The 24,165-nt window shown below is 36.8% G+C and carries 24 protein-coding genes; 12 read left to right on the plus strand and 12 right to left on the minus strand.

The window, feature by feature from the left end; genetic code table 11:
* Window positions 1-5: 5 nt before the first annotated feature.
* The 4 genes from LVD51_RS04620 (at window position 6) to bcp (ending at window position 4,279) form a co-directional block, all read left to right on the plus strand.
* Window positions 6-1,259 (plus strand): N-acetylmuramoyl-L-alanine amidase, encoded by a 1,254-nt coding sequence (locus LVD51_RS04620; RefSeq protein WP_236970022.1) that lies wholly within the window; start codon window positions 6-8, stop codon window positions 1,257-1,259.
* A 49-nt stretch (window positions 1,260-1,308) separates the two neighbouring features.
* Window positions 1,309-2,367, plus strand: a complete 1,059-nt coding sequence (locus tag LVD51_RS04625) for an MlaD family protein (RefSeq protein ID WP_236970023.1) — start codon at window positions 1,309-1,311, stop codon at window positions 2,365-2,367.
* A 97-nt stretch (window positions 2,368-2,464) separates the two neighbouring features.
* Entirely contained in the window at window positions 2,465-3,313 is an 849-nt protein-coding gene (locus LVD51_RS04630; RefSeq protein ID WP_236970024.1) for a UDP-2,3-diacylglucosamine diphosphatase, read from the plus strand.
* Between the two features lie 507 nt (window positions 3,314-3,820).
* On the plus strand, window positions 3,821-4,279 hold the full coding sequence (gene bcp, locus LVD51_RS04635; protein WP_236970025.1) for a thioredoxin-dependent thiol peroxidase: 459 nt from the start codon (window positions 3,821-3,823) through the stop codon (window positions 4,277-4,279).
* Window positions 4,280-4,353: 74 nt separating this feature from the next.
* On the opposite strand, the gene LVD51_RS04640 is transcribed toward bcp, so the two are convergent.
* From LVD51_RS04640 to LVD51_RS04655, 4 genes are all read right to left on the minus strand, one after another.
* A complete protein-coding gene (locus LVD51_RS04640; RefSeq protein ID WP_236970026.1) occupies window positions 4,354-4,911 on the minus strand; it encodes a hypothetical protein in 558 nt (185 codons plus the stop codon).
* Window positions 4,895-5,275 carry a DUF3127 domain-containing protein gene (locus LVD51_RS04645; protein WP_236970027.1) on the minus strand — a complete coding sequence of 127 codons (381 nt, stop codon included), beginning with the start codon at window positions 5,273-5,275 and terminating at the stop codon, window positions 4,895-4,897. Before LVD51_RS04645 ends, LVD51_RS04640 begins: the two co-directional genes overlap by 17 nt.
* Window positions 5,276-5,392: 117 nt before the next feature.
* A complete protein-coding gene (locus LVD51_RS04650; protein WP_236970028.1) occupies window positions 5,393-6,346 on the minus strand; it encodes an electron transfer flavoprotein subunit alpha/FixB family protein in 954 nt (317 codons plus the stop codon).
* Between the two features lie 17 nt (window positions 6,347-6,363).
* Entirely contained in the window at window positions 6,364-7,104 is a 741-nt protein-coding gene (locus LVD51_RS04655; protein WP_236970029.1) for an electron transfer flavoprotein subunit beta/FixA family protein, read from the minus strand.
* Between the two features lie 121 nt (window positions 7,105-7,225).
* On the opposite strand from LVD51_RS04655, the gene LVD51_RS04660 reads away from it, so the two are divergent.
* Complete coding sequence (locus LVD51_RS04660; RefSeq protein WP_236970030.1) at window positions 7,226-7,543, plus strand: tetratricopeptide repeat protein; 318 nt, start codon at window positions 7,226-7,228, stop codon at window positions 7,541-7,543.
* Between the two features lie 34 nt (window positions 7,544-7,577).
* Here the strand turns inward: LVD51_RS04660 and dapF are convergent, their stop codons facing one another.
* Together dapF and LVD51_RS04670 are read right to left on the minus strand one after the other, a co-directional pair.
* Window positions 7,578-8,360 carry a diaminopimelate epimerase gene (gene dapF / locus LVD51_RS04665; protein WP_236970031.1) on the minus strand — a complete coding sequence of 261 codons (783 nt, stop codon included), beginning with the start codon at window positions 8,358-8,360 and terminating at the stop codon, window positions 7,578-7,580.
* Complete coding sequence (locus LVD51_RS04670; protein WP_236970032.1) at window positions 8,357-8,536, minus strand: hypothetical protein; 180 nt, start codon at window positions 8,534-8,536, stop codon at window positions 8,357-8,359. Before LVD51_RS04670 ends, dapF begins: the two co-directional genes overlap by 4 nt.
* A 196-nt stretch (window positions 8,537-8,732) precedes the next feature.
* On the opposite strand from LVD51_RS04670, the gene LVD51_RS04675 reads away from it, so the two are divergent.
* Together LVD51_RS04675 and LVD51_RS04680 are read left to right on the plus strand one after the other, a co-directional pair.
* The gene (locus LVD51_RS04675) at window positions 8,733-10,151 is read left to right on the plus strand and encodes a trypsin-like peptidase domain-containing protein (protein ID WP_236970033.1); all 1,419 of its coding nucleotides are present in this window, start codon (window positions 8,733-8,735) and stop codon (window positions 10,149-10,151) included.
* A gap of 45 nt (window positions 10,152-10,196) precedes the next feature.
* Complete coding sequence (locus LVD51_RS04680; RefSeq protein ID WP_236970034.1) at window positions 10,197-11,312, plus strand: THUMP domain-containing class I SAM-dependent RNA methyltransferase; 1,116 nt, start codon at window positions 10,197-10,199, stop codon at window positions 11,310-11,312.
* A gap of 114 nt (window positions 11,313-11,426) precedes the next feature.
* On the opposite strand, the gene LVD51_RS04685 is transcribed toward LVD51_RS04680, so the two are convergent.
* The 4 genes from LVD51_RS04685 to LVD51_RS04700 form a co-directional block, all read right to left on the minus strand.
* Entirely contained in the window at window positions 11,427-12,902 is a 1,476-nt protein-coding gene (locus LVD51_RS04685; protein WP_236970035.1) for a glycerophosphodiester phosphodiesterase family protein, read from the minus strand.
* Between the two features lie 117 nt (window positions 12,903-13,019).
* Window positions 13,020-13,856 (minus strand): 50S ribosomal protein L11 methyltransferase, encoded by an 837-nt coding sequence (gene prmA / locus LVD51_RS04690; RefSeq protein ID WP_236970036.1) that lies wholly within the window; start codon window positions 13,854-13,856, stop codon window positions 13,020-13,022.
* Window positions 13,849-14,730: a bifunctional methylenetetrahydrofolate dehydrogenase/methenyltetrahydrofolate cyclohydrolase FolD gene (gene folD / locus LVD51_RS04695; protein WP_236970037.1), complete on the minus strand. Its 882-nt coding sequence runs from the start codon at window positions 14,728-14,730 to the stop codon at window positions 13,849-13,851. The genes prmA and folD overlap by 8 nt, the downstream gene beginning before the upstream one ends.
* 50 nt (window positions 14,731-14,780) lie before the next feature.
* Window positions 14,781-15,431: an NUDIX hydrolase gene (locus LVD51_RS04700; RefSeq protein WP_236970038.1), complete on the minus strand. Its 651-nt coding sequence runs from the start codon at window positions 15,429-15,431 to the stop codon at window positions 14,781-14,783.
* Between the two features lie 32 nt (window positions 15,432-15,463).
* On the opposite strand from LVD51_RS04700, the gene pyrE reads away from it, so the two are divergent.
* From pyrE to lysA, 4 genes are all read left to right on the plus strand, one after another.
* A complete protein-coding gene (pyrE, locus tag LVD51_RS04705) occupies window positions 15,464-16,093 on the plus strand; it encodes an orotate phosphoribosyltransferase (RefSeq protein ID WP_236970039.1) in 630 nt (209 codons plus the stop codon).
* Between the two features lie 6 nt (window positions 16,094-16,099).
* Complete coding sequence (locus tag LVD51_RS04710) at window positions 16,100-17,173, plus strand: M42 family metallopeptidase (RefSeq protein ID WP_236970040.1); 1,074 nt, start codon at window positions 16,100-16,102, stop codon at window positions 17,171-17,173.
* 9 nt (window positions 17,174-17,182) lie between these two features.
* Window positions 17,183-18,073 (plus strand): UbiA family prenyltransferase, encoded by an 891-nt coding sequence (locus LVD51_RS04715; RefSeq protein WP_236970041.1) that lies wholly within the window; start codon window positions 17,183-17,185, stop codon window positions 18,071-18,073.
* A 262-nt stretch (window positions 18,074-18,335) separates the two neighbouring features.
* Window positions 18,336-19,595: a diaminopimelate decarboxylase gene (lysA, locus tag LVD51_RS04720; RefSeq protein ID WP_236970042.1), complete on the plus strand. Its 1,260-nt coding sequence runs from the start codon at window positions 18,336-18,338 to the stop codon at window positions 19,593-19,595.
* Window positions 19,596-19,707: 112 nt separating this feature from the next.
* Here lysA and LVD51_RS04725 read toward each other — a convergent pair whose 3' ends face one another.
* Both LVD51_RS04725 and crcB read right to left on the minus strand, forming a co-directional pair.
* Window positions 19,708-22,200: a TonB-dependent receptor family protein gene (locus LVD51_RS04725; RefSeq protein WP_236970043.1), complete on the minus strand. Its 2,493-nt coding sequence runs from the start codon at window positions 22,198-22,200 to the stop codon at window positions 19,708-19,710.
* A gap of 408 nt (window positions 22,201-22,608) precedes the next feature.
* Window positions 22,609-22,989, minus strand: a complete 381-nt coding sequence (crcB, locus tag LVD51_RS04730) for a fluoride efflux transporter CrcB (RefSeq protein ID WP_236970044.1) — start codon at window positions 22,987-22,989, stop codon at window positions 22,609-22,611.
* 549 nt (window positions 22,990-23,538) lie between these two features.
* On the opposite strand from crcB, the gene LVD51_RS04735 reads away from it, so the two are divergent.
* Window positions 23,539-24,006, plus strand: coding sequence for a hypothetical protein (locus LVD51_RS04735; RefSeq protein ID WP_236970045.1), 468 nt, complete (start codon window positions 23,539-23,541; stop codon window positions 24,004-24,006).
* Window positions 24,007-24,165: the final 159 nt, after the last annotated feature.

The raw sequence follows: 24,165 nt of genomic DNA on the forward strand, positions 1-24,165 counted from the left end.
ACATCATGTTTGTCACTATCACATCATCTAGACTTAAAACGTTTTTTCTAACGTTGTTGTCATTCTGTTTATTTACAAATGTATCATTTTCTTTTTCGAAGGACATGAATCCTACCGATTTCAAAAACAATGCAAATAAAATAAAAAAAGTTGTATTAGATGCCGGTCATGGAGGCAAAGACCCTGGAGCAATAGGTAAAAGATCCAAAGAAAAAGAGATTGCTTTATCCTTGGTACTTAAATTGGGCAAGGCCATAAATTCTAAATATCCCGATATCGAGGTTATTTACACTAGAAAAACAGATGAATTTATCCCTTTATATGAGAGAGCAAAGATTGCCAACACCTCAAACGCCGACCTTTTCATATCTATCCATTGCAATTCGGTAAATAACAATACGGCATATGGATCGGAAACTTTTGTTATGGGTTTGGCCAAAAATGAATCCAATCTAGAAGTGGCCAAAAGGGAAAACGGATCCATCCTATTTGAAGAAAATTATAAACAAAACTACGATGGATTTGATCCTTCATCTGAAGCATCCCATATTATTCTTAATATGTTCCAAAATGCCTACCTAGATAGAAGTTTAGATTTGGCCAATATTATTGAAACCAATTTGGTTACCAAAAACAAACGAAAGAGTCGAGGAGTTAAACAGGCTGGATTTATTGTACTTAAAAATACATTTATGCCCAGTGTACTTTTCGAAGCTGGCTTTTTGAGCAATCAGAAAGAAGAAGCATATTTATTAAGCGACAAAGGACAAAATCAAATTGTAGCTAGTTTGGTTGGTGCTATTGGTGATTATAAAGACCATGTAGAAAACGAAGGTGAAAATGTTGTAGAAACACCACAAATCGTTGAAGTTGAAAAACCAGCTGTAGTGGTTACAAAATCAACACCAACAAACAATACTTCTTCTGCCAATGTAAATAAGACGACTACGGTTACCCAAACTAGTATGGTTACTACTGCGAGCCAAAGTAATTATAAAGGAATCGAATTCTGTGTTCAATTGGCAGCTACTCCGAGAAAAGAAAATATTAAAAATACCAAATGGAGAAATATTGAAAATTTATCCATTCGCTACGAAAACAATATGTATAAATACCAAGTAACGGCAATTCCGAGTTATAGTAAGGCAAGTGACATCAAAAATTCTCTTAAGGCAAGAGGGTTCGATGGAGCATTTATTGTAGCATATAGCAACGGAAATCGTATAAATATTACAGATGCTGTTGCGATGTCTCATTAAATATTATATTTGCAGAGACAAACATTCTTTAGACAAACATACACTATAGATGAGCAAGGAAATCAAGATTGGAATTCTTACAATCGTTGGTATTGGGCTGTTATTTTGGGGATATAATTTTTTGAAAGGCCAGAATTTATTTAATAGTACATCGACTTATTATGTTCAATACGACAACATCAATAAGCTCCAAATATCAGCCCCTGTGTTCATCAATGGATATCAGGTGGGAAGTGTTCAAACCATAGACATCGATCCAAAAGATATGCAAAATATCGTCTTGGGCTTGAGTGTCGATCCCAAAATCAAACTTCCACAGAATACCGTAGCCCAATTGGTAGCCGATGGAGTTATGGGTGATATGGCTATAATCTTGAAATACACCGGGGTATGTAATGACGATTGTGTCACTTCGGGAAGTTATTTAAAAAGTGAAAAAGTAGGATTTCTTCATTCTCTGATCGCTCCTGGTGATTTAGATGCCTATATGAAAAACATTAAAATGGGTATCGGGGGAATAGTAGATACCGTCAATCACATTGTTCGATCAGAAGAATACCAAGATTCTGAATTGGGAGAGCTAACAAAGAGTATTAAGAATACTATAACCAATCTGGAATCCACAACCTCAAACCTCAATCTACTGATTCAATCCAATGCCAAGGCAATGAATCAACTGCTGACTAATTTGAGCAGTATAACCAGCGGTATAGACGACAATCAAAGCAGTCTGACCAATTCCATTAAAAATATTGAGACCTTAACTCATCAATTTGCAAATGCCAAATTGGACAGTACCATCATCGATACCAGATCTACTATTAAGACAATGGGCGATGCTGGCCAACAATTAAATGGTACATTGAACTCACTAAATCAAACTACAGACAAATTGACTACCCTATTGACTGGCATCAATACTGGTGAAGGTACTGTAGGTAAACTTATAAAAGACGAACAGTTGTACAACAACCTTCAGTCTGCTACAAAAAATCTCGATCTATTGCTACAAGATTTCAGATTAAATCCAAAAAGATACGTAAATGTTAGCGTATTTGGCAAAAAACAAGAAGATTATACTGTCCCAGAAATGGATCCCGCTCAATAATTATTACACAAACCATTGATTTAATAATTATTTAATCATGGTTTAATATACTAGTCAATTTTCAAGTACATATTTGTATTGATTTACAACCATGTATATGTACAAGCGAAAACCAGAACTAGTTATACTATCCGATATCCATTTAGGAACCTACGGCTGTCATGCCCGTGAATTACTCAATTATCTAAAAAGTATTTCACCCGAAACACTAATCCTCAATGGAGACATCGTCGATTTTTGGTCATTAAAAAAGAGTAGTTTCCCCAAATCCCATGTGGAGGTGTTGGATACGTTAATTCAAATGACTTATCAGGGAACCAAAATCTATTATATTACAGGCAATCACGACGATGTATTGCGTCAAATATCCAATTTCTCCTTGGGCAATATCAATTTGAGAGAAAAATTAATCTTGCACTTAGATCAAAAAAAGTATTGGATTTTTCACGGTGACGTTTTTGACACTTCTGTGACCATCACACCATGGTTGGCCAAAATAGGGGGAATAAGTTATGACTGGTTAATTCGATTCAACCGTCTTATTAATAAGTGGAGAATCCACACGGGAAAGGAAAGAATATCTCTTTCGAAATCAGTAAAAAATGGAGTAAAACAAGCTGTGCGTTTTGTCCACGATTTTGAAAAAATAATCATTTCACAAGCCATCCAACAGCAATACGATTATGTAATTTGTGGACACATTCATACCCCCATCATCAAAAAGGTAACGACTTCAAAAGGTGAGGTAATGTATATGAATTCAGGAGATTGGGTGGAAAATCTAACTTCATTGGAGTATTATGACGGTCATTGGTCCATATACGAATATGACGATTTGGACTTCCAAGTTAAAAATCCAAAACTAACTGTCGAATCTAAGAAGGCGAAATTGGCGAAGAAATCACTACGTGAAAAAAGAATAAAAAATATTCTAAGCACGAAGTAAGACTATAATTTCAAAAGAAATTTTGTAGCAAAATTTGAGTGCACCATGAATAATTATACTAAATACTCATTATAATACTTTTGGCATAAAAAGGAAATAGAACTGATGAATACCGTTGGCTTACAATAGCTATTGATCCTGCGAACAAATGGCTAGATCACTACATGATCACTGAGGTGAATAATCATTAAAATTAGATCACCTCCCTATGCTATCATAAACCTTAAAAAATACAAGGCAATTCCCTTGATATTATTCCAATAAAACACAATAAAAATCACAGAAAAATTGAATCTATTCAATACATAAATTCTGTCATGGAAAACTTTCTAAAGAAATAACACCTAATCCATTCTATCCTATCTAATATTTCAGCAAACAATTATTAAATGTAATTCGCATTAAATAGTATTTCTGAAATAAATCTGAATGCCATCATCTATCACCGCTTCATAAAAAAATAAATATATTGTGTTTTTTAATACGATAGAGAGCAAAAATTCAATTATGACGACATTAAAACCCGGGGATAAGTCTCCCCAATTTGAAGGAATAGATCAAGACGGAAATACCATTAAATCTTCAGACTTTGAGGGTAAACCCCTCATCATTTTTTTCTACCCTAAAGACAATACACCGGGTTGTACCAATCAAGTATGCAACCTAAGAGATAATTATCAGATTCTCATTGACGCTGGTTACCAAATTATTGGTGTAAGTGCTGACTCCTCAAAATCTCATAAAAGGTTTATTGAAAAACACGATCTCCCCTTCCCTCTTATCGCAGATACGGACAAGACCATCATTGAGGCTTTTGGTATATGGGGTGAAAAAAAATTTATGGGTAGAAAATATATGGGCATCCATCGAAATACCTTTGTGTTAGATGGTGATCACAACATTGTACACGTCATAGAAAAGGTAAAAACAAAAGATCACGCCAACCAAATCCTATCCTTAGGATAATAATTTGTTGAAATACAATATTTTGGACCTGAAGTACAATCATCAAAACACTGCTTTAGGTCCTTTCACAAAATTCACTTTGGAGTAACCATAATAATAGGCAGAAAGGAATTGGCTATTTGCATGGGTATAGACATATTTCCGTGATGTTCGATGATCCAATCCCTCAAATCTCCCCGTCTATAGGTATAGATAGTTAATACTTCCTTACTACTAGATTTTACCGACCACTCCTCTGCATTATTATATACAGACTTGAGATCTGATCGATTCCTGCCATCTGACAGTTGCCAATGATTAAATTCATTGGGAAATACCGTACGTATTTGAATAAGATTAGATCCTCCTACGAGTTCCCAAACATTGTTATTGTTTTTATGTCTCATTCTCAACCAGCCAGAAAATTCCCCTACTGTAAACTGCCACTCGGAATAGTCATTCATAGAAGACCAAGTAGCCTCAATACTTCCCACGACATTGGCATCGTCGGTAATAATATCCCATTTATTGAAACTGTAATCATCAACGGTAGAATAACCGATGATAGATTGTGCCATCGCTGTATGAGCGATGGCACAACATCCTATTATTTGTATACTAAGTGATAGGATATATCTAGAAAGGAAGGTCATCCTCCGGCATTTCTTGACTAATGCTATCTACTTTTGGTTCATCGGTAAATACAAAATCCTCTTCTGATGGGAAATCACCTCCACCTGCAGCAGGTTGGGGCATCTCCAATTTCCAAGCATTTAAATTTGTGAAATACTTACCATTCCACTCTCTTCCTCGAAGATCAAAATATACTTTAATTTCTCCTCCTTCTTGAAAATTATCTAATAAACCACATCTGTCTTGGGTCAATTGAAATTTCAACAATTGTACGTAATTGCTATCATTGACTTCTAAAACAAATTCTCGGGCACTAAAGGATTGTGTTTTTTCCTCTGTATCAAATTTTTTATATAATTTTCCTTGTATCTCAAACGTAGCCATAATTAATGATTTTTTAGTCTCACAAAGGTAAGGCATTCCCTTTTGAGATTATAATAATATTGAGAATAATCTCCACCCTCAGTACTGCGAGAGCTATTGTTCTATCTGTGCTTTTAATTAGGCTTTTGATTTAAATGCTTGAACGGCAGCAGTCAATTTAGGTACTACTTCAAATAAATCACCGATTACACCATAATCTGCAGCTTTGAAAAAAGGCGCTTCAGGATCATTGTTTATCACCACAATGGTTTTAGAATTGTTGACTCCACCCAAATGTTGGATGGCTCCAGATATTCCTATGGCAATATATAGATTGGGACTAATGGCAATACCAGTCTGACCTACGTGTTCGTGATGTGGACGCCAATCTGCATCTGAAACTGGGCGTGAACAAGCCGTTGCGGCACCCAATTCCTTGGCCAAATCTTCCAAAATATGCCAATTTTCTGGTCCTTTAAATCCTCGTCCTCCAGATACAACCAATTCTGCTTCTGGCAATGGAATACCTTCGCTCAACATCTCTTGTTTGACCAATTCTACCTGAGACAAACTATCTAAGATTACCAATTCACCAGAAATCTCATCCACTGGTTTTTCTTCTGGTTGAATGGCATTGCTCTGAAGAGCTAATACCACCTTAGCGGTATTGACCTGAACTACAGCACTGGCTTTTCCGGCAAATAATGACTGACTAACTCTCAGTGGTTCCAAGCTCTCTGGCAATGCATTGACAGAGGATACTATTCCAGCGTCGCACTTTACCGCCAACTGACCAGCGATAGATTTTCCCGTAGAATTATAAGGCAGTATCAAATATTGACCATTCAATTTTTCGAAACCAAAAGATATAGACCCCGCCAAAAGACTAGTATCGGCTGGGACATTAGGTGATACTTCAACATATTTACTTACACCGTATTGCTTTAATACATCCGTTAATGGTTCTCCTGTGGTCACAGCATATGTGGGCAAGCCCAATTCACTTCCCATTTTATGCGCATAGGTCAATGCTTCGAGTGTGGCTTTCTTTAGATTTCCTTCTATATTTTCGCAGTATACTACTATTGACATTTTTTTTAATTTTTAGGTTAAATAACTTTGGCTTCTTCGTGCAGCAATCTTACCAACTCATCCATATCATCGGCATCCACTAGGGTAACCTCCTTACTCTTTTCAGGCTTAGAAAATGACACAATGTTTGTGTCCGTAGCATGATCCACAGCACTGACTACTTCAAGTGGCTTTCTTTTGGCCATCATAATTCCTCTCATATTGGGAATCTTTTGTTCGGCCAGACCTTTGGTAGCACTTAAGACTAAGGGAAGTGGAGATTTAAATACTTTGACACCACCTTCTATTTCTTTGGAAATCAATGCCAGATCATCGGCGTATTCTAAATGCGAAACCACATCAAAAAACGGCCATTTTAGTTTTGCTGCCAACATAGCCGGCAATATTCCTCCATTATAATCCACGGTTTCCTTACCTGTAAATACAATATCGAAAGACTTGTCAGCTAGGTAGGCACTCAGTTGCTTGGCAACATCAGCCGCACTTTGGGGAATGGTATCTATACGCACGCCCTTGTCGGCACCAATGGCCAAAGCTTTTCGAATAATGGGATCAGAACTCGCATCTCCCACATGAATTACAGTCACTTCACCACCTACTTGGTCTTTTAGTTCCAATGCGCGTACTAATGAATACCATTCGTCATAGGGATTCATAATATATTGCATTCCCGACTCGTCTAAAGCCGAATTGTCAGGTGTAAAAACTATTTTTGCCGTTGTTTCTATACTTTTTGCAATGCAAACCAATATATTCATATAGTGATAATTTTTAATTTTACTGATATATTTGAATGCGTTAAAGATAGTAATATGGATTTAATTTAAATAAAACCAGATCGACTATTTTTCAATATATTAAAAAAAAATTCATTTGACTATGAGTCAGAATAAAATAGATCTCCTTCTTGAACTAAACAGTGAATCGCCAAACGATCCTTTTCCGTATTTTGCTTTAGCAAAGGAATATGAGAAAATATCTGAATACGATAAGGCAATAGAGCAATATAAAAAATTAGTAAATGACTTCCCTTCTTATGGAGGCACTTATTATCATTATGCAATTTTACTGATCCAAAGTCAAAAAAACCAGACAGCATTAGAGATAATTGAATCTGGACTCACTGTTTTACTGGACAACGGTGACCGTCATCTCTACAGTGAATTGGCTGGATTAAAAGAAAATTATTTTGAATAGTGGAATCCTAAAATTTTATCCAATTATACGATAGTTACCATTCTCCAGCAAATACATTTTCTGTTGGACCGCTTAACCAAATATTGGTAAAATCTTTGCCGTCGTAAGTAAATTTAACTGAAAGTTGTCCGCCTTTGGTTTGGATAGGAATGGTATGATCCCCCACTTTCTCGCCAGATCTCAATAGATGATAGCTCAAGGCACTGGCTGTTACACCAGTTCCGCAAGATAGGGTTTCATCCTCTACCCCTCTTTCATAGGTAGCCACTGCCAAATGCTGTTCTTGGGTTTCGACAAAATTGACATTGATGCCTTTACTGGCAAAGCGTGAAGAATATCGAATAGCGCGTCCGGCTTCGACCACATCGATATCGTCCAAGTCTTCCACCATAGTGACATAGTGAGGAGAACCGGTATCCATAATGGCCATTAAGTTACCTATTTCATAGGCTTTGACATCGGACATGCTGAGTTCTACATTGTAATTTTCAGGATTGATCTTGGCATGGTGAAGTCCATCATAGGCTAGAAAACTACATTCACTTCCCTGAAAGAATCCATTTAAATAGGCAAAAGCGACGGCACAGCGACCGCCATTACCACACATACTGCCAATTTTGCCATCGGCATTAAAATATTTCATTTCAAAATCCAATGAAGGATGATTGGAAATAATAATAAATCCATCTGCCCCAACACCGAATTTACGATGACAGTATCTCTCTATTTGAACAGAGTCATCGATATCTATATTTTCTATTTCCCCATTGACAATGACAAAATCATTACCGGTTCCTTGATATTTTAAAAATTTCATTTCTTTATTATATTATAATCTATTTCTTCTTCAACAACCACGTATTTACTATCGCAATATTTCATACTGACCATAGCTAATAAGAATACCATAATGACTATAAAACCATACCAGCTCATTTTTTTCCCCCATATATTAGAAAAAATCGATTTTCCTTCCTTATTATTTCCCTCCATTATCCAATTGTTTGATAAAATATACAACCACAATATTAATCTATATTTACGGTTATTCAAAGATAACATCCTTGAAGCTTTTTCTTCTACCTCTGCAGCGAGGATTTCAAGGTTTCAAGAACAAAAAAATGAAAACATCTCTAGCTACTGATTTGTTTTTCGTTAACTTGGAATTTAAAGGTATTTAATCATTGAGATGAAAAACAGTTTAAGATATTTTTTTACTGCATTATTTGCATCCCTAATCACCATAGGGGTATTTAAATATTTTGATACACCAGAAACCATTATCATAAGGGAAAGAATCACGGCTCAACCCCTTTCTTATCCAGGAAGTCCAGGCCAACCCGTATTTGTCAAACGCAAAATAGTAGACAGCGATAAAAATCAGCAGACTTCTATTTTTAAGCAAAGTGTCAAAGCCATGGTTCAGATCAAATCAGCTCGCAACAATTGGATGGGAAGGTTTCGATCTCCATCGGTTAAACAAAATGGTTCGGGAGTCATACTGACCCACAACGGATATATTGCCACAAATTATCACGTGGTAGAAGACAGTGAAGATATCGAAGTTTTACTGTGGAATAAACAATCAATTTCTGCCCAGCTTATCGGCTTTGATGTCAAAACAGATCTCGCATTATTGAAAATCGATAAAGAAAATCTTCCCTATATACATTTTGGCAACTCCGACCATATAAATGTCGGGGATAAAATATACGCCCTAGGACATCCTTTCAAAATGGATGTCACCGTTACGGAAGGCATAGTCAGTGGTCTTCATCGACAATTGGGTCTCAAGGATGGTGACAATATTTTAGAATCTTTTATTCAAACCGACGCTGTCATCAATCCCGGCAACAGTGGTGGAGCCCTTATAAACAACGAAGGCTTACTCATAGGCATCAACACGGCAATATTGACTAGATCTGGTAATTTTGAAGGCTATTCCTTCTCAATCCCCTCTAACCTAGCGCATAAGATATTATCTGACTTGCGAACCTATGGCTATGTGCAACGAGGAATCTTGGGAATAAATGCCGAATACCAACCTATAGAAGAATCACCACTGTCGACTAGTCACGGTGGCGGGGCGCTTATTCACAAGGTAGAAGCCAATAGTCCTGCCGACTGGGGAGGACTAAAAACTGGGGATATTATTCTCAGTATCAATGGACAAAATATAACCTCAATATCTCATCTAAAAGAAATATTGTGGAGTGCGGAAATGGGAGAATCCATCCCCATTATTTATGCTAGAAATCAAATAGTAGATAGTATATCTGTACATTTGGTCCACGAGAGCGACAATCCCGACTATTCCATTCTACTAAAATTTGGCATGGAAATCAGACCTTTACAGAAAAATGAAATAGAAAAATACAATTTCTCAGGAATCCGTGTCGAAAGCATTTTTAAAAACAGTATGGCATCCTCACTAAATATTAAGCCCGGATTTATCATAACGGAAATAAACCGCAAACCGATTACTGAAACTCAATTGTTTTACAATGAGTTTATCAATATGAGAGGTGAAGTTCATTTGGCTGGCAGGTATCCTCCCGATGACCAATTATATTATTATAGCTTCAATATTCACCATTTATTTCAATAAGTATATCTTTGCTACCTTTATGAATACAGAATAGCACAGGGCATTATGAATCAATACATTGCAAAAACCTATACCGGTCTTGAAGAAGTCTTAGCGGCAGAATTGGAAAAGATTCATGCAAACGATATAACCATTGAAAAACGAGCTGTAAAGTTTAAAGGTACGCCGAAAATCATGTATCGCGCCAATTACGAATGCCGGACTGCGCTCAAGATCCTCAAAGAATTGTCTTCATTCCATCTCGATACCGCTGACGACCTTTACATCAATGCATTGGATATTCCCTGGGAAAAATTGATTGAACCCAGCCAAACTTTTTCCATAGACCACGATGTGATATCGGAATTTTTCAATAATTCAATGTATGCCTCTCTATTGTGCAAAGATGCTATCGTAGATAGAATAAGACAACACCACGGCATACGTCCAAACGTAGACAAAGACAAAGCCGATATTCAAATCACAGTATTTGTACGGGATCAAGAAGCGATTATCTATCTCAACAGCAGTGGGTCTTCCCTCCATCTTCGCGCCTATAAAAAATACAGCGGAATAGCCCCTGTAAGTGAAGTTTTGGCCGCAGGATTAATCGCCCTATCTGGTTGGGATCCCGATACCCCCTTCCTAAATCCCATGTGTGGATCAGGTACATTTTTAATAGAAGCGCAACGTATAGCTCAAAATATCCCCGCACAAGTACACCGCAAATATTTTTGCTTTAAGAACTGGCCAGATTTTGATGAAGAGCGATGGGAATTGGTTATAAAAGGAGCCAAAATGCGTATTCTTCGAACCCCTCCCACCATTATAGGATTTGATCATCACAGTGATACTTTAAAGGGAGCAAAAACCAACACCTTGGCTGCGGGTAGTTTTAAATTTACCCAACTGTATAATTTTGATTTTTTTAAATACCAACCCAAAATCAAAAAAGGCACGGTTATCGTCAATCCTCCTTACAATATGAGGTTGCAAATAGAGGACAACATGGATTTTTACCGAAAAATGAGTAGGGTTTTTAGTGAAGAATATCGGGGATTAGACATTTGGATACTCTGCCCACACGAGATTTCATTGAAGAAGGCAGGATTTAAAATTAGAAAGGAATACACCGTGTACAATGGTCCCATTCGCTGTCGATTTGCCAATATTATCGTTTAATAAAATAGGTTTGGCTTCCATTTACATGACGATTGTCGTAATGTGTTTTACGTCTATGTTTTACTTTTGATTTCCAGTATAAACCCTTTTTGGGACAAGACAAAGCATTGGGCATTAGTCAACGAAAACTCCATCCACTTGAAACCATCTTATGCCCAAGGATTGACCAAAATGAATATCTCGTTTGCCAGACAATTCGACATTTTCATTTTTATAATGAAAAGTGTTTACTGGAGTAATAATATCCATCGACATTTTTTGTGCCAATCGGATAGAGGGAATAGATGGACGATTGCCATTGTCAAATAAAAAATAGTGACAGGCCACATCTTTTCCCGCCCGCCATTCTTCATACAATCTTGGGATTTCATCGGTTAAGACCTTAAATCTGGCTTTACCCCAAAAATAATCTCTGGCTTCATCTTTAATAAAGACACAATTGGATAGAGAATGACGTTTTTCTAGGGCAGTTTGTAATTTCTCGTAAAATTCCCGATCCCGATATTCAGCCTTTAAATCCGGCATTAACAATATGTCAGAAGGCAGTAGCGACAGATATTCATCTAGGGTAAGGATGTTGTAGTTGCCTTTGATAGAGGTCAATTCCTTTAATTCCTTCAAACTGAGATCTGCAAGCCATTTATCTACTCCGAATATTTTTTTGAGACTGGCATCGTGATGCACGACCAAATGTCCATCATTGGTTTCCCTTATATCAAACTCCAGTCCTCCCACTTGTCGATCAATCGCTGCCTGTATACCATGAGGATGATATTCCGTCCACTGATGATTGACTATACCTCCCCGATGCATAATGTATTGGGGTTCTGGATATTTTCCATCGTTTTTCTCCATATAACGAAACACATCGGGATTATCAAGATTTATTCTGTCGATATCATATTGGAGACAATGTCTATACAAAGTATATTGATCACCGGGAACATAGACCATAACTTTGACATTTCTTTGATGAGCCGCCAATAACAATTCATCGCTCAAGTCGTGAGCTCTTACTTCAACCAAGGACAAATTCCATTGATCATGGGCGGCAATAAGTTCCTCTACTGTAGAAACATTGACTTTGAAATCAAGACCGGCCCGATGTACTACAGCCAAGTCTTTGGGCTGTAAAGTAAAAAAGCAATCTTCGGCCACCCCCCATTCCCTAATTAATTCAATAAATTCTTCAATATCTCCATATTTAAAATCAAAATAAAATTTGATTTTACCCTTCAATTCATCCACCACCTCTTTTACTGTAGGTACTTGAATTCCAGCAAAACTATGGCGAAACCAACTACCCGCATCTAGGGCTTTTATTTCATCATAGGTTTTGGAATAAAAATCTCCACTGCCATCGGTGGTTCGATCTACGGTATCATCGTGAAAATTAAAAAATATCCCCTCTTTGTTTTGACGAACGTCGATTTCTAAATAATCACCGCCCAATGATGCGGCGAAATGCGCCGCTGGAAGAGTATTTTCAGGTGCCCATCGATTTCCTCCACGATGAACAGCAACTTCAATGTCCTGACTTTGAACAGCCTCTGTCAAAATCAATAAAAATAGTAAAACGGTATATTTCATAGCAATAGATGATTGATGTTAGTATTAGACAATATATCAGTCTTTTATGGAATAATATATCCACTGAAATCATTACCTAATCTAAAGAAGAAAATCATCTATCTACCAAACAGAATATTATTTCTGAGTTAACTCCATTGCACACCATTTCCCCTTATGCAGACGATCGGTAACCTTAAAATTATGCTGTTGCCCAGCGGACTCCATATAATCCTCATCCTTTACTAAGATCCCAGATATCAACAACTTACCTCCATCCAGCAATGAATCCTTAAAAAAGGACAGATGTTCAGTGATTACATTTCGAGTAACATTGGCCAATATCAAATCGTATTGCCTGTTTTTGGGTAGGGCTGACACATCTCCACAATAGCCTTCAATAAACAAGGTATGATTGATGGCAAAATTCTCTTCCATATTGAGAGCTGCATATCGATCGATCTCCACGGCTACTATTTCTTTGCCTCCATTCAGACCTGCATATATAGCCAGTACACCGGAACCAGCACCAAAATCCAAGCAAGATTTCCCTTCGATCGATGATTTATTTTTGTACATCAACCTTATCATCATTTCAGTAGTCTCATGGTGTCCTGTCCCAAAAGCCATTTGAGGTAAGATCTGGATTTCCGTGTCAAAAGAATTTGGATTTTCAGTATGAAAAGGGGCATATATCCTACAGATATCATCGATTACCACTTCATCGTATCCTTCTTCCCAGGATTGATTCCAGTTTTCAAATGGTATCTCTTCTACGGTTAAACGACCTTGAAACTGTTGGGCCAATGTTTCCACTTCTCCGATGACATCAGCCTGCCATTTTTCTTTCGGAATATAAGCCACTACGGCTTTTACATCCTCTTCAAATCCTTCAAATGGAAGTAATGATAGCAAACCCAAAAGTGAATCGACATCATCAACACCATCTATGATTATTTTGATATGGTTATCCATATACTTCTTTTCTGGCTGCTTTTAGCGTGTTTTGTAACAAACTAGTTACCGTCATTTGACCTACACCTCCAGGGACTGGAGTAATATAACTTGCTTTGGCTGCGACTTCATCAAAATCTACATCCCCTACCAGTTTATAACCTTTGGGAGCATTTTCGTCCTCCACTCTATTGATTCCCACATCGATGATTACTGCTCCTTCTTTGACCATATCGGCAGAAATAAACTCAGGAATTCCAATCGCTGCAATAATTATATCGGCTCTTTGAACTTCTGATACCAAGTCGGCGGTTCGGCTATGGGTCAATGTTACTGTACCGTTGCCCAGTTTAGTATTACGAGAAAGCAATATGCTAATGGGAGTTCCCACTATATTGCTTCGCCCAATGACAACTATATTTTTTCCTGAAGTTTTAATATTATATCGCTCGAGAATGGTCAATATGCCATTTGGAGTAGCTGGCAAGTAACAAGGCAGACCTAGGGCCATTCTACCGATATTTACGGGATGAAATCCATCTACATCTTTTTTGGGATCGATGGACAGAGTGACTTTGGATTCATCTATATGTTTGGGCAATGGCAATTGAACGATAAAACCATCTACATCGTCATTGTTATTCAACTTGTCAATAATGGCCAATAATTCATCCTCTGATATATTTTCAGATTTGCGAATTAGAGTGGATTCAAAACCTACTTTTTCACAACTCTTTATTTTGTTGCGCACATAAGCCTGACTGGCTGGATTTTCTCCCACCAAAACCGCAGCTAAGTGAGGAACTTTTCCTCCCCCATTAATAAATTTCTTTACCTCGTGTTTAATCTCTGATTTTATCTCACTCGCCAGTGAACGACCGTCTATAATTTTCATATCAATTAAAATTTAACCCGTACTCTAATCCTTTAAATATCACTCTTTTGCTATCCTTTGACGCTATTTTGAAACATCAAATACTCATTTAGCAAATATCTTATACTAGCAAAAGTAATATTATTTTCATCAAAAAAATCATTCAATGTCACCCATTTTGCATCCTCTATATCTTCTTCTGCTTGCAGAGACAAGTCTTGATAATCCCCTGTAGTGTGCATCTCATACCAATGAGTTATTTTCAACATTCTCTGTCCTGTCCGAGGATGACGGTAGGTATGTCTGGTTTTTGTAATTTTCTTGTTGATGGTCAATCCTTTCAACCCCGTCTCTTCCTCTACTTCCCTAAGTGCACATTGGCGTTTATTTTCATCTTTTTCCATTTTCCCTTTAGGCAAATCCCAATATCCCCTTCGGTAAATAAATAATATTTCATTTTGAGGATTAAAAACCAATCCACCGCCTGCAGTAATTTTTCTATACATCCCTTTGAATTCGTCCTTTAATTGAATGAAATCTTTGTAATACAGAAGAATTTTCTTGGGTTGTTTAGCCTTTTCCAAGCTATCGATGAAATTGGGCAAGGTTTTGACTTTGCCATTGTACTGATAGCATTCCCAACCAGTTTTATCTTCCATCTCCAGATATTGACTGGTAGAGCAAAGTAAAATTGGATTTTCATTAATATAGATTTTGTACATTTGTTACTTTTATAAAAATTAAGCGAAGTTAAATGAATACTAAACATAAGGAAATTGCAGAGATATTATTAACGTTAAAAGCAATAAAACTTAATGTTGAAAATCCCTTTACTTGGGCTTCTGGCATCCAATCGCCTATTTATTGCGACAATCGGATGACATTGTCCCATCCCAAAGAAAGAAACATCATTTCCCAGGCCTTGGTTGAGCTTTGCGGGGAATTTAGTGAATTTGATGTTGTCGCGGGGGTAGCCACTGCAGGTATTCCCTATGCTTCTATCTTGGCACACGAATTATCTAAACCCTTGATATATGTTCGATCTGCGGCCAAAGGTCACGGTCGACAAAACTTAATTGAAGGTGATTTCAAACCTGGCCAAAGGGTATTGTTAATCGAAGATTTGATCTCCACTGGAGGTAGTTCGATTAAAGCCGCACAAAACATTCAAGCCCAAGGTCTTGAAGTAGTAGGTATTGCCGCCGTATTCTCCTATGAATTGGAAGCGGGCAAAGAAAATTTTAAAGTGGCAAATATAGAATACAAGACCCTGAGTAATTACCCCATTATGCTTGAAAAAGCACTGGAACTCAATTATATCTCAGACAAAGATCTCGCTTCGTTAAATGAATGGAATAAATCTCCACAAAACTGGAAAAAATAATAAATTATGATTTGGGATAATCAATCCATTGAATTTTTACATAAATACTTAAACAACGCCTCGCCTACTGGTCGAGAAGTTGCGGGTCAAAAAATATGGCTCGATTACATCAAGCCCTATATTGACGAATACGAATTGGACAATTATGGTACGGTTTATGGCGTCATTAATCCCGGCAAAGAACAACGGATAGTTATTGAAGCTCATGCCGATGAAATCTCATGGTTTGTCAATTATATCAGCAAGGAAGGTTTTATCTACGTAGTCCGAAATGGTGGATCTGACCAAGATATTGCTCCGGGTAAAAGAGTGAATATTCACACCGCCAATGGAGAAGTACGCGGAGTGTTTGGCTGGCCAGCGATTCATACTCGCAAGGATAAGTCTGCGGCTAAAGTAGAAGTCAACAAACTGTTTATCGATGTAGGAGCCAAAGACAAGGACGAAGTATTAGCTATGGGCATACATGTAGGCTGTATCATTACCTATCCCGATCAACTTGAGCTACTGAACGATACCTATTATGTGGGCAGAGCACTGGACAATCGCATGGGGGGATTTTGCATCGCTCAGGTGGCTAGAATGATGAAAGAGAACAAGATTGAATTGCCTTATTCACTATATATTGTCAATGCGGTTCAAGAAGAAATAGGATTGCGCGGAGCACAGATGATAGCGGAGAGGATTAAACCTCATGCTGCTATAATCACCGATGTAACCCACGACACCTCTACTCCAATGATAGACAATAAGGTTCATGGAGAAGTTAAATGTGGATTGGGTCCTGCCTTGACCTACGGGCCAGCGGTTCAGTATACCTTACTCGATCTCATTATCAAAACGGCTAAGGATAACGACATTTCCATCCAACGAGAGGCAGCCTCAAGAAGTACTGGCACAGATACCGATGCATTTGCCTACAGCAACGACGGTGTGCCATCGGCATTGATATCACTTCCTTTGAGATATATGCACACTACGGTAGAGACCGCTCATAAATCAGATATTGAAAATGTAATCCACCTTATTTATCACAGTTTACAAAATATAGAAGCTCAACATAATTTTAAATACTTTTAAGCGAGGCATATGAATATTGCCGTGCCGAAATGGCTAATCAATGGTGTTTCATTTTTACTGGAGAGCCATATTTGGTTAGGTCTATGTGCAGTGTTGTGCACATTGGGCAATATGGTACTCATGGACATAACCCCGTCCAAATCGTATTTGCTATTTATATTTTTTGGCACATTAACCGTATACAATTTTCACAGTTATTACAACTTAACCCATCATCCACAGAAGCCAAAACCACATCGGTATATCAATATTTTTAGCAAGTATAAGAATAGGTTGCTTATGCCATTTATTTATATGTCGATAACCGCCTCTGCCATTGTCTTTCTGGTTTTACCGTGGCGATATAAGCTCCTACTTATCATTCCCATACTTATTTCATCTGCATATGTTTTTCCCTTGATCTCCCAGCGTCGGCTGAAAGAGTGGTCCTATCTAAAAATATTTGCCCTAACTCTGGTATGGTCAATGATGTGTTTTGGTATTCCCCTATTGGCCACTGTTGATTTTGTAAAAAACCAATACCATCTTTTCTATTTTTTTGCCATATTATCCTTCTTTTTTGCCCTAGCCATTCCCTTCGACATTCGAGACCGAGGTTATGACAACAAATTAAATATCAAAACACTCCCCATAATCTTGGGCAATGTCAATAGTAAAATCCTAGCCATGATATTTCTTTTGACGGCTAGCTACCTTGGGTTTTTAACTGGTCAAGGACTAGAGTGGCCGCTGTCGACCTCCATAGTATTGTTATTGACGCCATTGATTTTGTCAATATTAATTTGGTCTAAAATCGAGCAAAAATCCTCTTACTTCTATCCTTTCTTCCTCGATGGTATGTTGTTTTTTTATGGTGGCTCTATTGTATTGATGGACTTAGCTCTTGAATATTTATATTAGATCTTCGCAATTTCGTTTAAGGATGTTTTATGCTAAGCTACAATCTCCCAATGGACAGAAAGAATCTTTTAACCAGTCTTTCACCTCTTAGTGATTATGCAGATATATAGACAATATAGTCTTCGGAAGCCAATAAGATACAGGTATTTTAAATCAACTTCGACCATCTTAATTTCTTAGTTATGAGGATGGCCTCATTAATTTGAAAAATTACTGTAAATTTGTTCTTTATAATAATATTTAAACTTGTAAAGTAATTTCTATGGAGTTGATTAATGGGCAGTATTGTGTTCAGAATGTGCCGTTACTGGAAATGGCAGAAAAATATGGCAGTCCACTATTTATATATGATGCCAACAAGATTGAAAGTCAATACCACAAGATGGTAAATGCTTTTGATGTTCCCAAACTCAAGATCAACTATGCTTGTAAGGCATTAACCAACATCAACATCCTTAAGATAATGAAGGAGTTGGGAGCTGGCATCGATGCTGTTTCCATAGAAGAGATTAAGCTGAGTCTACATGCTGGCTTCGATCCCAACGACATCGTATTTACACCGAATTCTGTGGGTGCGGCTGAGATTGAGGATGCTATACGATTGGGAGTACGCATCAATATCGACAATATTGAATTGTTAGAATATTTTGGACATCATTATCCGGATTTGAAGATATGTATTCGTATCAATCCTCATGTAATGGCCGGTGGCAACAGTAAGATATCTGTGGGTCACATCGACTCCAAGTTTGGGATCTCTATCCATCAGATGCCTTTGGTTGTGCGTATTGTAGAAAATTTAAAAATCAATGTTGAAGGCATTCATATGCATACGGGGTCAGACATACTCGATGTAGATGTGTTTTTATATGCTACAGACATATTATTTAACCAAGCTCGATTGTTTAACGACCTCGATTATATTGATTTTGGATCGGGATTCAAGGTTAAATATAAAAATGAAGATATTGAAACCGACATTGAAGAATTTGGACGATTGATGTCGATTAAGTTTAATAAATTTTGCAAAGAAGTAGGCAAAGATTTGACTTTGGCTTTTGAGCCGGGTAAATATTTGGTCAGTGAAAGTGGATACTTTTTAGCCAAAACGAATATCATCAAACAGACGACGAGTACTGTTTTTGCAGGTATTAATTCAGGATTTAATCATATGATTCGACCGATGTTCTATGGAGCACATCACGAAATCATCAATATTTCCAATCCCGAAGGTGTACCTAAATTATATACGGTAGTGGGCTATATATGTGAGACCGATACATTTGGCTACAATCGCAAGATCAACACCATTACGCCCAATGATATATTGGTATTTAAAAATGCGGGTGCTTATTGCTTTATGATGGCTTCGAATTACAATTCGAGATTACTTCCTGCGGAAGTGTTGATCAAGGACAATAAAGATTATTTGATTCGACAAAGACAGGATTTTACCTCATTGTTACAAGATCAGATCGAAGTAAATCTACCGGTGGCTGTGGAAGCAGATCAAGCGGAATAAAAGATTCATTGGGTTAGGGATTGAATCATACCAAATCCAGGAGCTATAATAAAACACAAAAGCGGCGATATCGAATGGATATCGCCGCTTTTGTGTTTTATATTGATTTAATCTAGAACCCTTGTCCTCCACCTTGCTGGTCTCCTCCACCACTCTTCACATCATCATTGTTAATTACACTTTTTCTATCTTGTTGTTTAAAATCTAGTTTGCCAAAGCGGTAACTAAAGTTTACCCCAAAAGATCTAAATGGTATAGTAAAATCAGAGGTTTGAACAAAATTGTCTCCTACTAAATCGGATTTAAAGGATTTGTTGGCATTAAATGGATCAATCACCGTTAAACCAATGGTTCCTCTATCTCCAAAAATTTCTTTTTGTACTCCTAAATTCATCATAGAAAATGAGGGTAATGATCCTTGTACCGACCATCTGGGTGAATTGTAAAAAGCGAATAATTCTGCCTTCCAACCTTTTTTGAAACTGTAGGAAGAACTGGCAAATATCCTGTAAATTAAGTCACTCTTTGTTCCATTTTCAATATTGTATTCTTCTCCGCCCGATATTATTTTATACTGATTGACATCGATATTCCCGCGCAATGTCCAATTATTTTTCACGGTAAATGAGGTAAATAAGTTAGCTCCATAAATATCGGTCTTACCCACATTTTCAAAAGTACTTACAGAAATACCATTATCATTAATACGTAAGAAACTGGAGATAATGTCCTTTGTTCGTTTGTAATAGGTACTGAAATTAATCACAGTTCCCCTTATAAATGTAGAATATCCCAATTCAAATTGATCTGTTAACTCCGGTTTCAGTTCTGGATTACCCTCGGTAATGATTTTTCTTTCTTCTTGATTTCGATAAGGGTTTATATAAAACAAACTCGGTCGTTGAATTCTCTGAGTAAAGGATGCCTTAATAGTATTGAATTTAATCTTTTTAGCGATGATAATACTGGGAAGTACATTGCCATAACTCTGATCAAAAGCCCCTGAACCATCATCAAATTTTCCATCCAGTTGGGTATGTTCATACCGAGCTCCAGCTACCATAGACCAAGTTTTGGCAAAAGTTAGATTAGATGACACATATGCAGAATACACATTTTGATCGTATAGGAATACATTACTTCGACTGGGATCTTCTTCATATTGTTGATTATCCGTATTGAATACATCAAAGGTATAATCGCTATCGATATTTCTCAACACAGATTTCAATCCAGTCTCTATTTTAAATGTTTTGGATAAGGGTTGAATATAATCTGCCTGTAAAGTATATTCGAAATTATTACCCTTGTTTATATTTTTTTCTAGATAATCCAAAGTCACATCATTTCCTTGACGTTCAATGGTTTTGTCGTCATTGCTTATATCTCCATTTAATTGAAAAGCGAAAGTTAATTCTTGACCTTCAGTTTCAAATTTTTTGGTGTAATCAGTCGTCCAATCAAATCCTGTTTTTAAATTCGAACCATCGTTAAATCGATTGTATTGCTCTACCAATTGGTTGATGGGGTCATTGTAATTGGACAGCAAGGTGGATTCATTGTTAAAACTAAAACCTCTAAAAGAGATGGTAGAGTTAATAGAATTATAAGCATTGAAATCGTAAAAAGCACCGAATTTTCCTCTAAAACCAATCCTAGAACTTTTGGTATCCCCATCTTGCTCAAACACTCTAGTTTGACCATCTATATAATCTTCTCTGAGAAAACTATTACTTCCTTCTTGAGGCCAGCTGTAAAACAGTCCGCCCCCTCCATTGACACCAAAGCGCTGTTTGACACCAGAAATATTAAAGGCTGCTCTATTCTGACGATTCCCTACAGCTGCATTGACATTGCCACTCACGCCTTGCACCTTGCTCTTCTTGGTAATGATATTGATTATTCCACCGGATCCTTCTCCATCGTATTTGGCGCTGGGTGTAGTAATCACTTCCACCTTGGAAATTTCATCTGCTGGTATCATTTTCAATGCATCGGCTATTGATCCCGAAAAGATTCCAGAAGGCTTTCCATTGACCAATATTCTTAAGTTTTCCGACCCACGCAAGGAAACGTTACCATTCATATCTACGGCCAACATAGGAACTTTACGGAGTACATCTGCTGCATCACCACCTCTAACAGAGGCATCGTCTTCGGCATTATAGACCAATCGATCGACTTTATTTTCAACCAGGGCGCGCTGGCCTTCCACTTTTACGGCCTCCAATAACACTTCATCTGTCATTAGTTTAACAACCCCAATACTGGCATCTGGATTTTTCAAAGTCAATTCAACATCCTTTATCAATACCGCATTATAACCTATAAAAGAAACATTTATGTCGTACTTTCCGGGTTTGAGATTACCAATGGTAAAGCTACCATCTGTACCAGAAATGGTTCCGTCAATATCCTTGTCAAATCCCGACCTTCTCAATGCTATAGTGGCAAATTCAATGGGAGAATCGGACAAAGAGTCCAATACACTACCTTCAATTTTACCTACGATGGAGGTTTTATTACCACCAGCGCCAGGAAATTGAGCCCATGCTGCACTGGATAGCAATACGACCATAAAAGAGGTTATTAAAAATTTCATCATTATTATATTTTACAAATATTTGAAATATATCAGTTAACAAATCTACCATAATACGGTTGTTCAACTTCAATATTTATACGAATGCACATATTTTATGGACAATTTGACCTAATTCGTGTTTTTAATACAGCTATACATTTTAATTAATTGCCCAACAAGGATAAGGTTTAATTGTAAGCTTATTATTAGATGAATTATGGAAGCAATGGTTTAATCTTATGTAAAAATATATTTGTTAAAATTTCAGATTAAAAATCCTTCTCCTTTATTAATCAATATTATACAAGACCTAAAACATGTCTTACAACTTCATTTAAGTCAATTAAATATAGGCTAGACAATCTGCCGATATAGAAGCCAAGGATGGCATAAAACGGGAAGTCATTTCAAAATAATAACGTATGCAGATTAAATCTGAAATAGTTTAAAGCCTATATACACTGCCAGCAGCCCCAATCCTATACTGGAAAATGCATAGAGAAAAAATTGACTATAGTGTCCTTCTTGAAGAAGTAGGACGTTTTCCAAAGAGAAAGCGGAAAAGGTGGTAAATCCACCACAAAAACCTGTGATCAACAACAATCGGACAAAGTCGGGTTTGGATCCGATATCCATCATGTAACCAAAGAGCATACCGATGATCAATGACCCCACGATGTTTACCGTCCATGTAGCCAAGGGCCAGGTAGAACTGACTTGACGTTGTATGTACACACCAAGAATAAATCTCAGCATAGACCCTATTCCTCCTCCTAGGAACACAAGACAGCACTGAAGAAAAACGGACATATTCTCTAATTTGTGATTAAGAGAGGCAAATTAAGTAAAAGAATTGAGAATGGTCACGGATTAATGGGTAATGATTAATGGTTAACGGGTAATGGGTAATGCACTATCGATCTGCCCTGATAACGCAAATTTATTGGGCAAACAAAATTATTGTCAATGGCTACGAGGGTTAAATAGAAAATGAAAGATATCAAGAAAAGTTGAGCGATATACCTTCTTTGACTCATATCACCTCTAGTGAGGTCAATTAGCATTTTCAATACATATATACTAAAAACAACAACACAATAAAATACTACACCAATTATAATCGATACAATATTTGTAAATATAGAAACAATTCACTATATTAAGGCAAAGCCATGTATATAATCATAAGGCCTGTATAGAGCATAAATTGCATCATTAATAATAAATATCTAATTTAATAAATGATTGACATAGGGCTAATCACCCTTGGAAAAATATTGTAATAGTTTATTAAGTGTTCTCAACTAATACAAAGAATGAGATTACCAGTTTAATTTTCAAATAATAAAATTTAAAAAAATGAAAAATTTAATTTATTTGAGTTGGTTATTGATTTCAATGGTGATAATCTTTTCTTGTAACAAAGAAGTTGATCTATCAGATTTAGAACATAAACCAATAAATTATCAAGAATTTTTTGAACAAGTAGCAAATATGGATATCAAATCAAATAGCAGTGATATTATATATTTAAACTACGAATGGAATTCAAAGACCAATACTATTAAATTACTGAGTTCAGAGGAAAGAGAACCTGATTTTTTCATCCTTGAAAGTGAGAAAGATATTATTGATCTAAGAATGGCTAACAAATACAAAGTATATTGTGATAATGGCGACTCAAGTTGGGGAGACGAATGTAACGACAGATGGGAATGTGGTATATTAATCAAAAAATGCTTAGATGAAGGTGGTTGTGCTGGAATATGTAATAAAAAAATGGCCTTCGCTCCACGGGATAGTTCATTTAACTGTGTCTTTGTTTAAAAATAATATTATTCTACTTCCCTCTTTTGGGAAGTAAGATTAGGTTCTAGAAGGAGGCCGTAGGCCGACTGAAAGAACCTAATCTTACTTTTGTTTTCAGATATACTCCGATATCCGATCTGAGTATTTTTCTAGTATACTACGCTGGATTTCTGTCCA

The organism is Membranihabitans marinus (assembly GCF_021729155.1).
Taxonomy (GTDB): domain Bacteria; phylum Bacteroidota; class Bacteroidia; order Chitinophagales; family Saprospiraceae; genus Membranihabitans; species Membranihabitans marinus.

Bases quoted from the DNA above. Each gene is read 5' to 3' on its own strand.
- LVD51_RS04620 (WP_236970022.1), top strand. From the start codon at position 6: ATGTTTGTCACTATCACATCATCTAGACTTAAAACGTTTTTTCTAACG.
- LVD51_RS04625 (WP_236970023.1), top strand. From the start codon at position 1,309: ATGAGCAAGGAAATCAAGATTGGAATTCTTACAATCGTTGGTATTGGG.
- LVD51_RS04630 (WP_236970024.1), top strand. From the start codon at position 2,465: ATGTACAAGCGAAAACCAGAACTAGTTATACTATCCGATATCCATTTA.
- bcp (WP_236970025.1), top strand. From the start codon at position 3,821: ATGACGACATTAAAACCCGGGGATAAGTCTCCCCAATTTGAAGGAATA.
- LVD51_RS04640 (WP_236970026.1), bottom strand. From the start codon at position 4,911: ATGACCTTCCTTTCTAGATATATCCTATCACTTAGTATACAAATAATA.
- LVD51_RS04645 (WP_236970027.1), bottom strand. From the start codon at position 5,275: ATGGCTACGTTTGAGATACAAGGAAAATTATATAAAAAATTTGATACA.
- LVD51_RS04650 (WP_236970028.1), bottom strand. From the start codon at position 6,346: ATGTCAATAGTAGTATACTGCGAAAATATAGAAGGAAATCTAAAGAAA.
- LVD51_RS04655 (WP_236970029.1), bottom strand. From the start codon at position 7,104: ATGAATATATTGGTTTGCATTGCAAAAAGTATAGAAACAACGGCAAAA.
- LVD51_RS04660 (WP_236970030.1), top strand. From the start codon at position 7,226: ATGAGTCAGAATAAAATAGATCTCCTTCTTGAACTAAACAGTGAATCG.
- dapF (WP_236970031.1), bottom strand. From the start codon at position 8,360: ATGAAATTTTTAAAATATCAAGGAACCGGTAATGATTTTGTCATTGTC.
- LVD51_RS04670 (WP_236970032.1), bottom strand. From the start codon at position 8,536: ATGGAGGGAAATAATAAGGAAGGAAAATCGATTTTTTCTAATATATGG.
- LVD51_RS04675 (WP_236970033.1), top strand. From the start codon at position 8,733: ATGAAAAACAGTTTAAGATATTTTTTTACTGCATTATTTGCATCCCTA.
- LVD51_RS04680 (WP_236970034.1), top strand. From the start codon at position 10,197: ATGAATCAATACATTGCAAAAACCTATACCGGTCTTGAAGAAGTCTTA.
- LVD51_RS04685 (WP_236970035.1), bottom strand. From the start codon at position 12,902: ATGAAATATACCGTTTTACTATTTTTATTGATTTTGACAGAGGCTGTT.
- prmA (WP_236970036.1), bottom strand. From the start codon at position 13,856: ATGGATAACCATATCAAAATAATCATAGATGGTGTTGATGATGTCGAT.
- folD (WP_236970037.1), bottom strand. From the start codon at position 14,730: ATGAAAATTATAGACGGTCGTTCACTGGCGAGTGAGATAAAATCAGAG.
- LVD51_RS04700 (WP_236970038.1), bottom strand. From the start codon at position 15,431: ATGTACAAAATCTATATTAATGAAAATCCAATTTTACTTTGCTCTACC.
- pyrE (WP_236970039.1), top strand. From the start codon at position 15,464: ATGAATACTAAACATAAGGAAATTGCAGAGATATTATTAACGTTAAAA.
- LVD51_RS04710 (WP_236970040.1), top strand. From the start codon at position 16,100: ATGATTTGGGATAATCAATCCATTGAATTTTTACATAAATACTTAAAC.
- LVD51_RS04715 (WP_236970041.1), top strand. From the start codon at position 17,183: ATGAATATTGCCGTGCCGAAATGGCTAATCAATGGTGTTTCATTTTTA.
- lysA (WP_236970042.1), top strand. From the start codon at position 18,336: ATGGAGTTGATTAATGGGCAGTATTGTGTTCAGAATGTGCCGTTACTG.
- LVD51_RS04725 (WP_236970043.1), bottom strand. From the start codon at position 22,200: ATGATGAAATTTTTAATAACCTCTTTTATGGTCGTATTGCTATCCAGT.
- crcB (WP_236970044.1), bottom strand. From the start codon at position 22,989: ATGTCCGTTTTTCTTCAGTGCTGTCTTGTGTTCCTAGGAGGAGGAATA.
- LVD51_RS04735 (WP_236970045.1), top strand. From the start codon at position 23,539: ATGAAAAATTTAATTTATTTGAGTTGGTTATTGATTTCAATGGTGATA.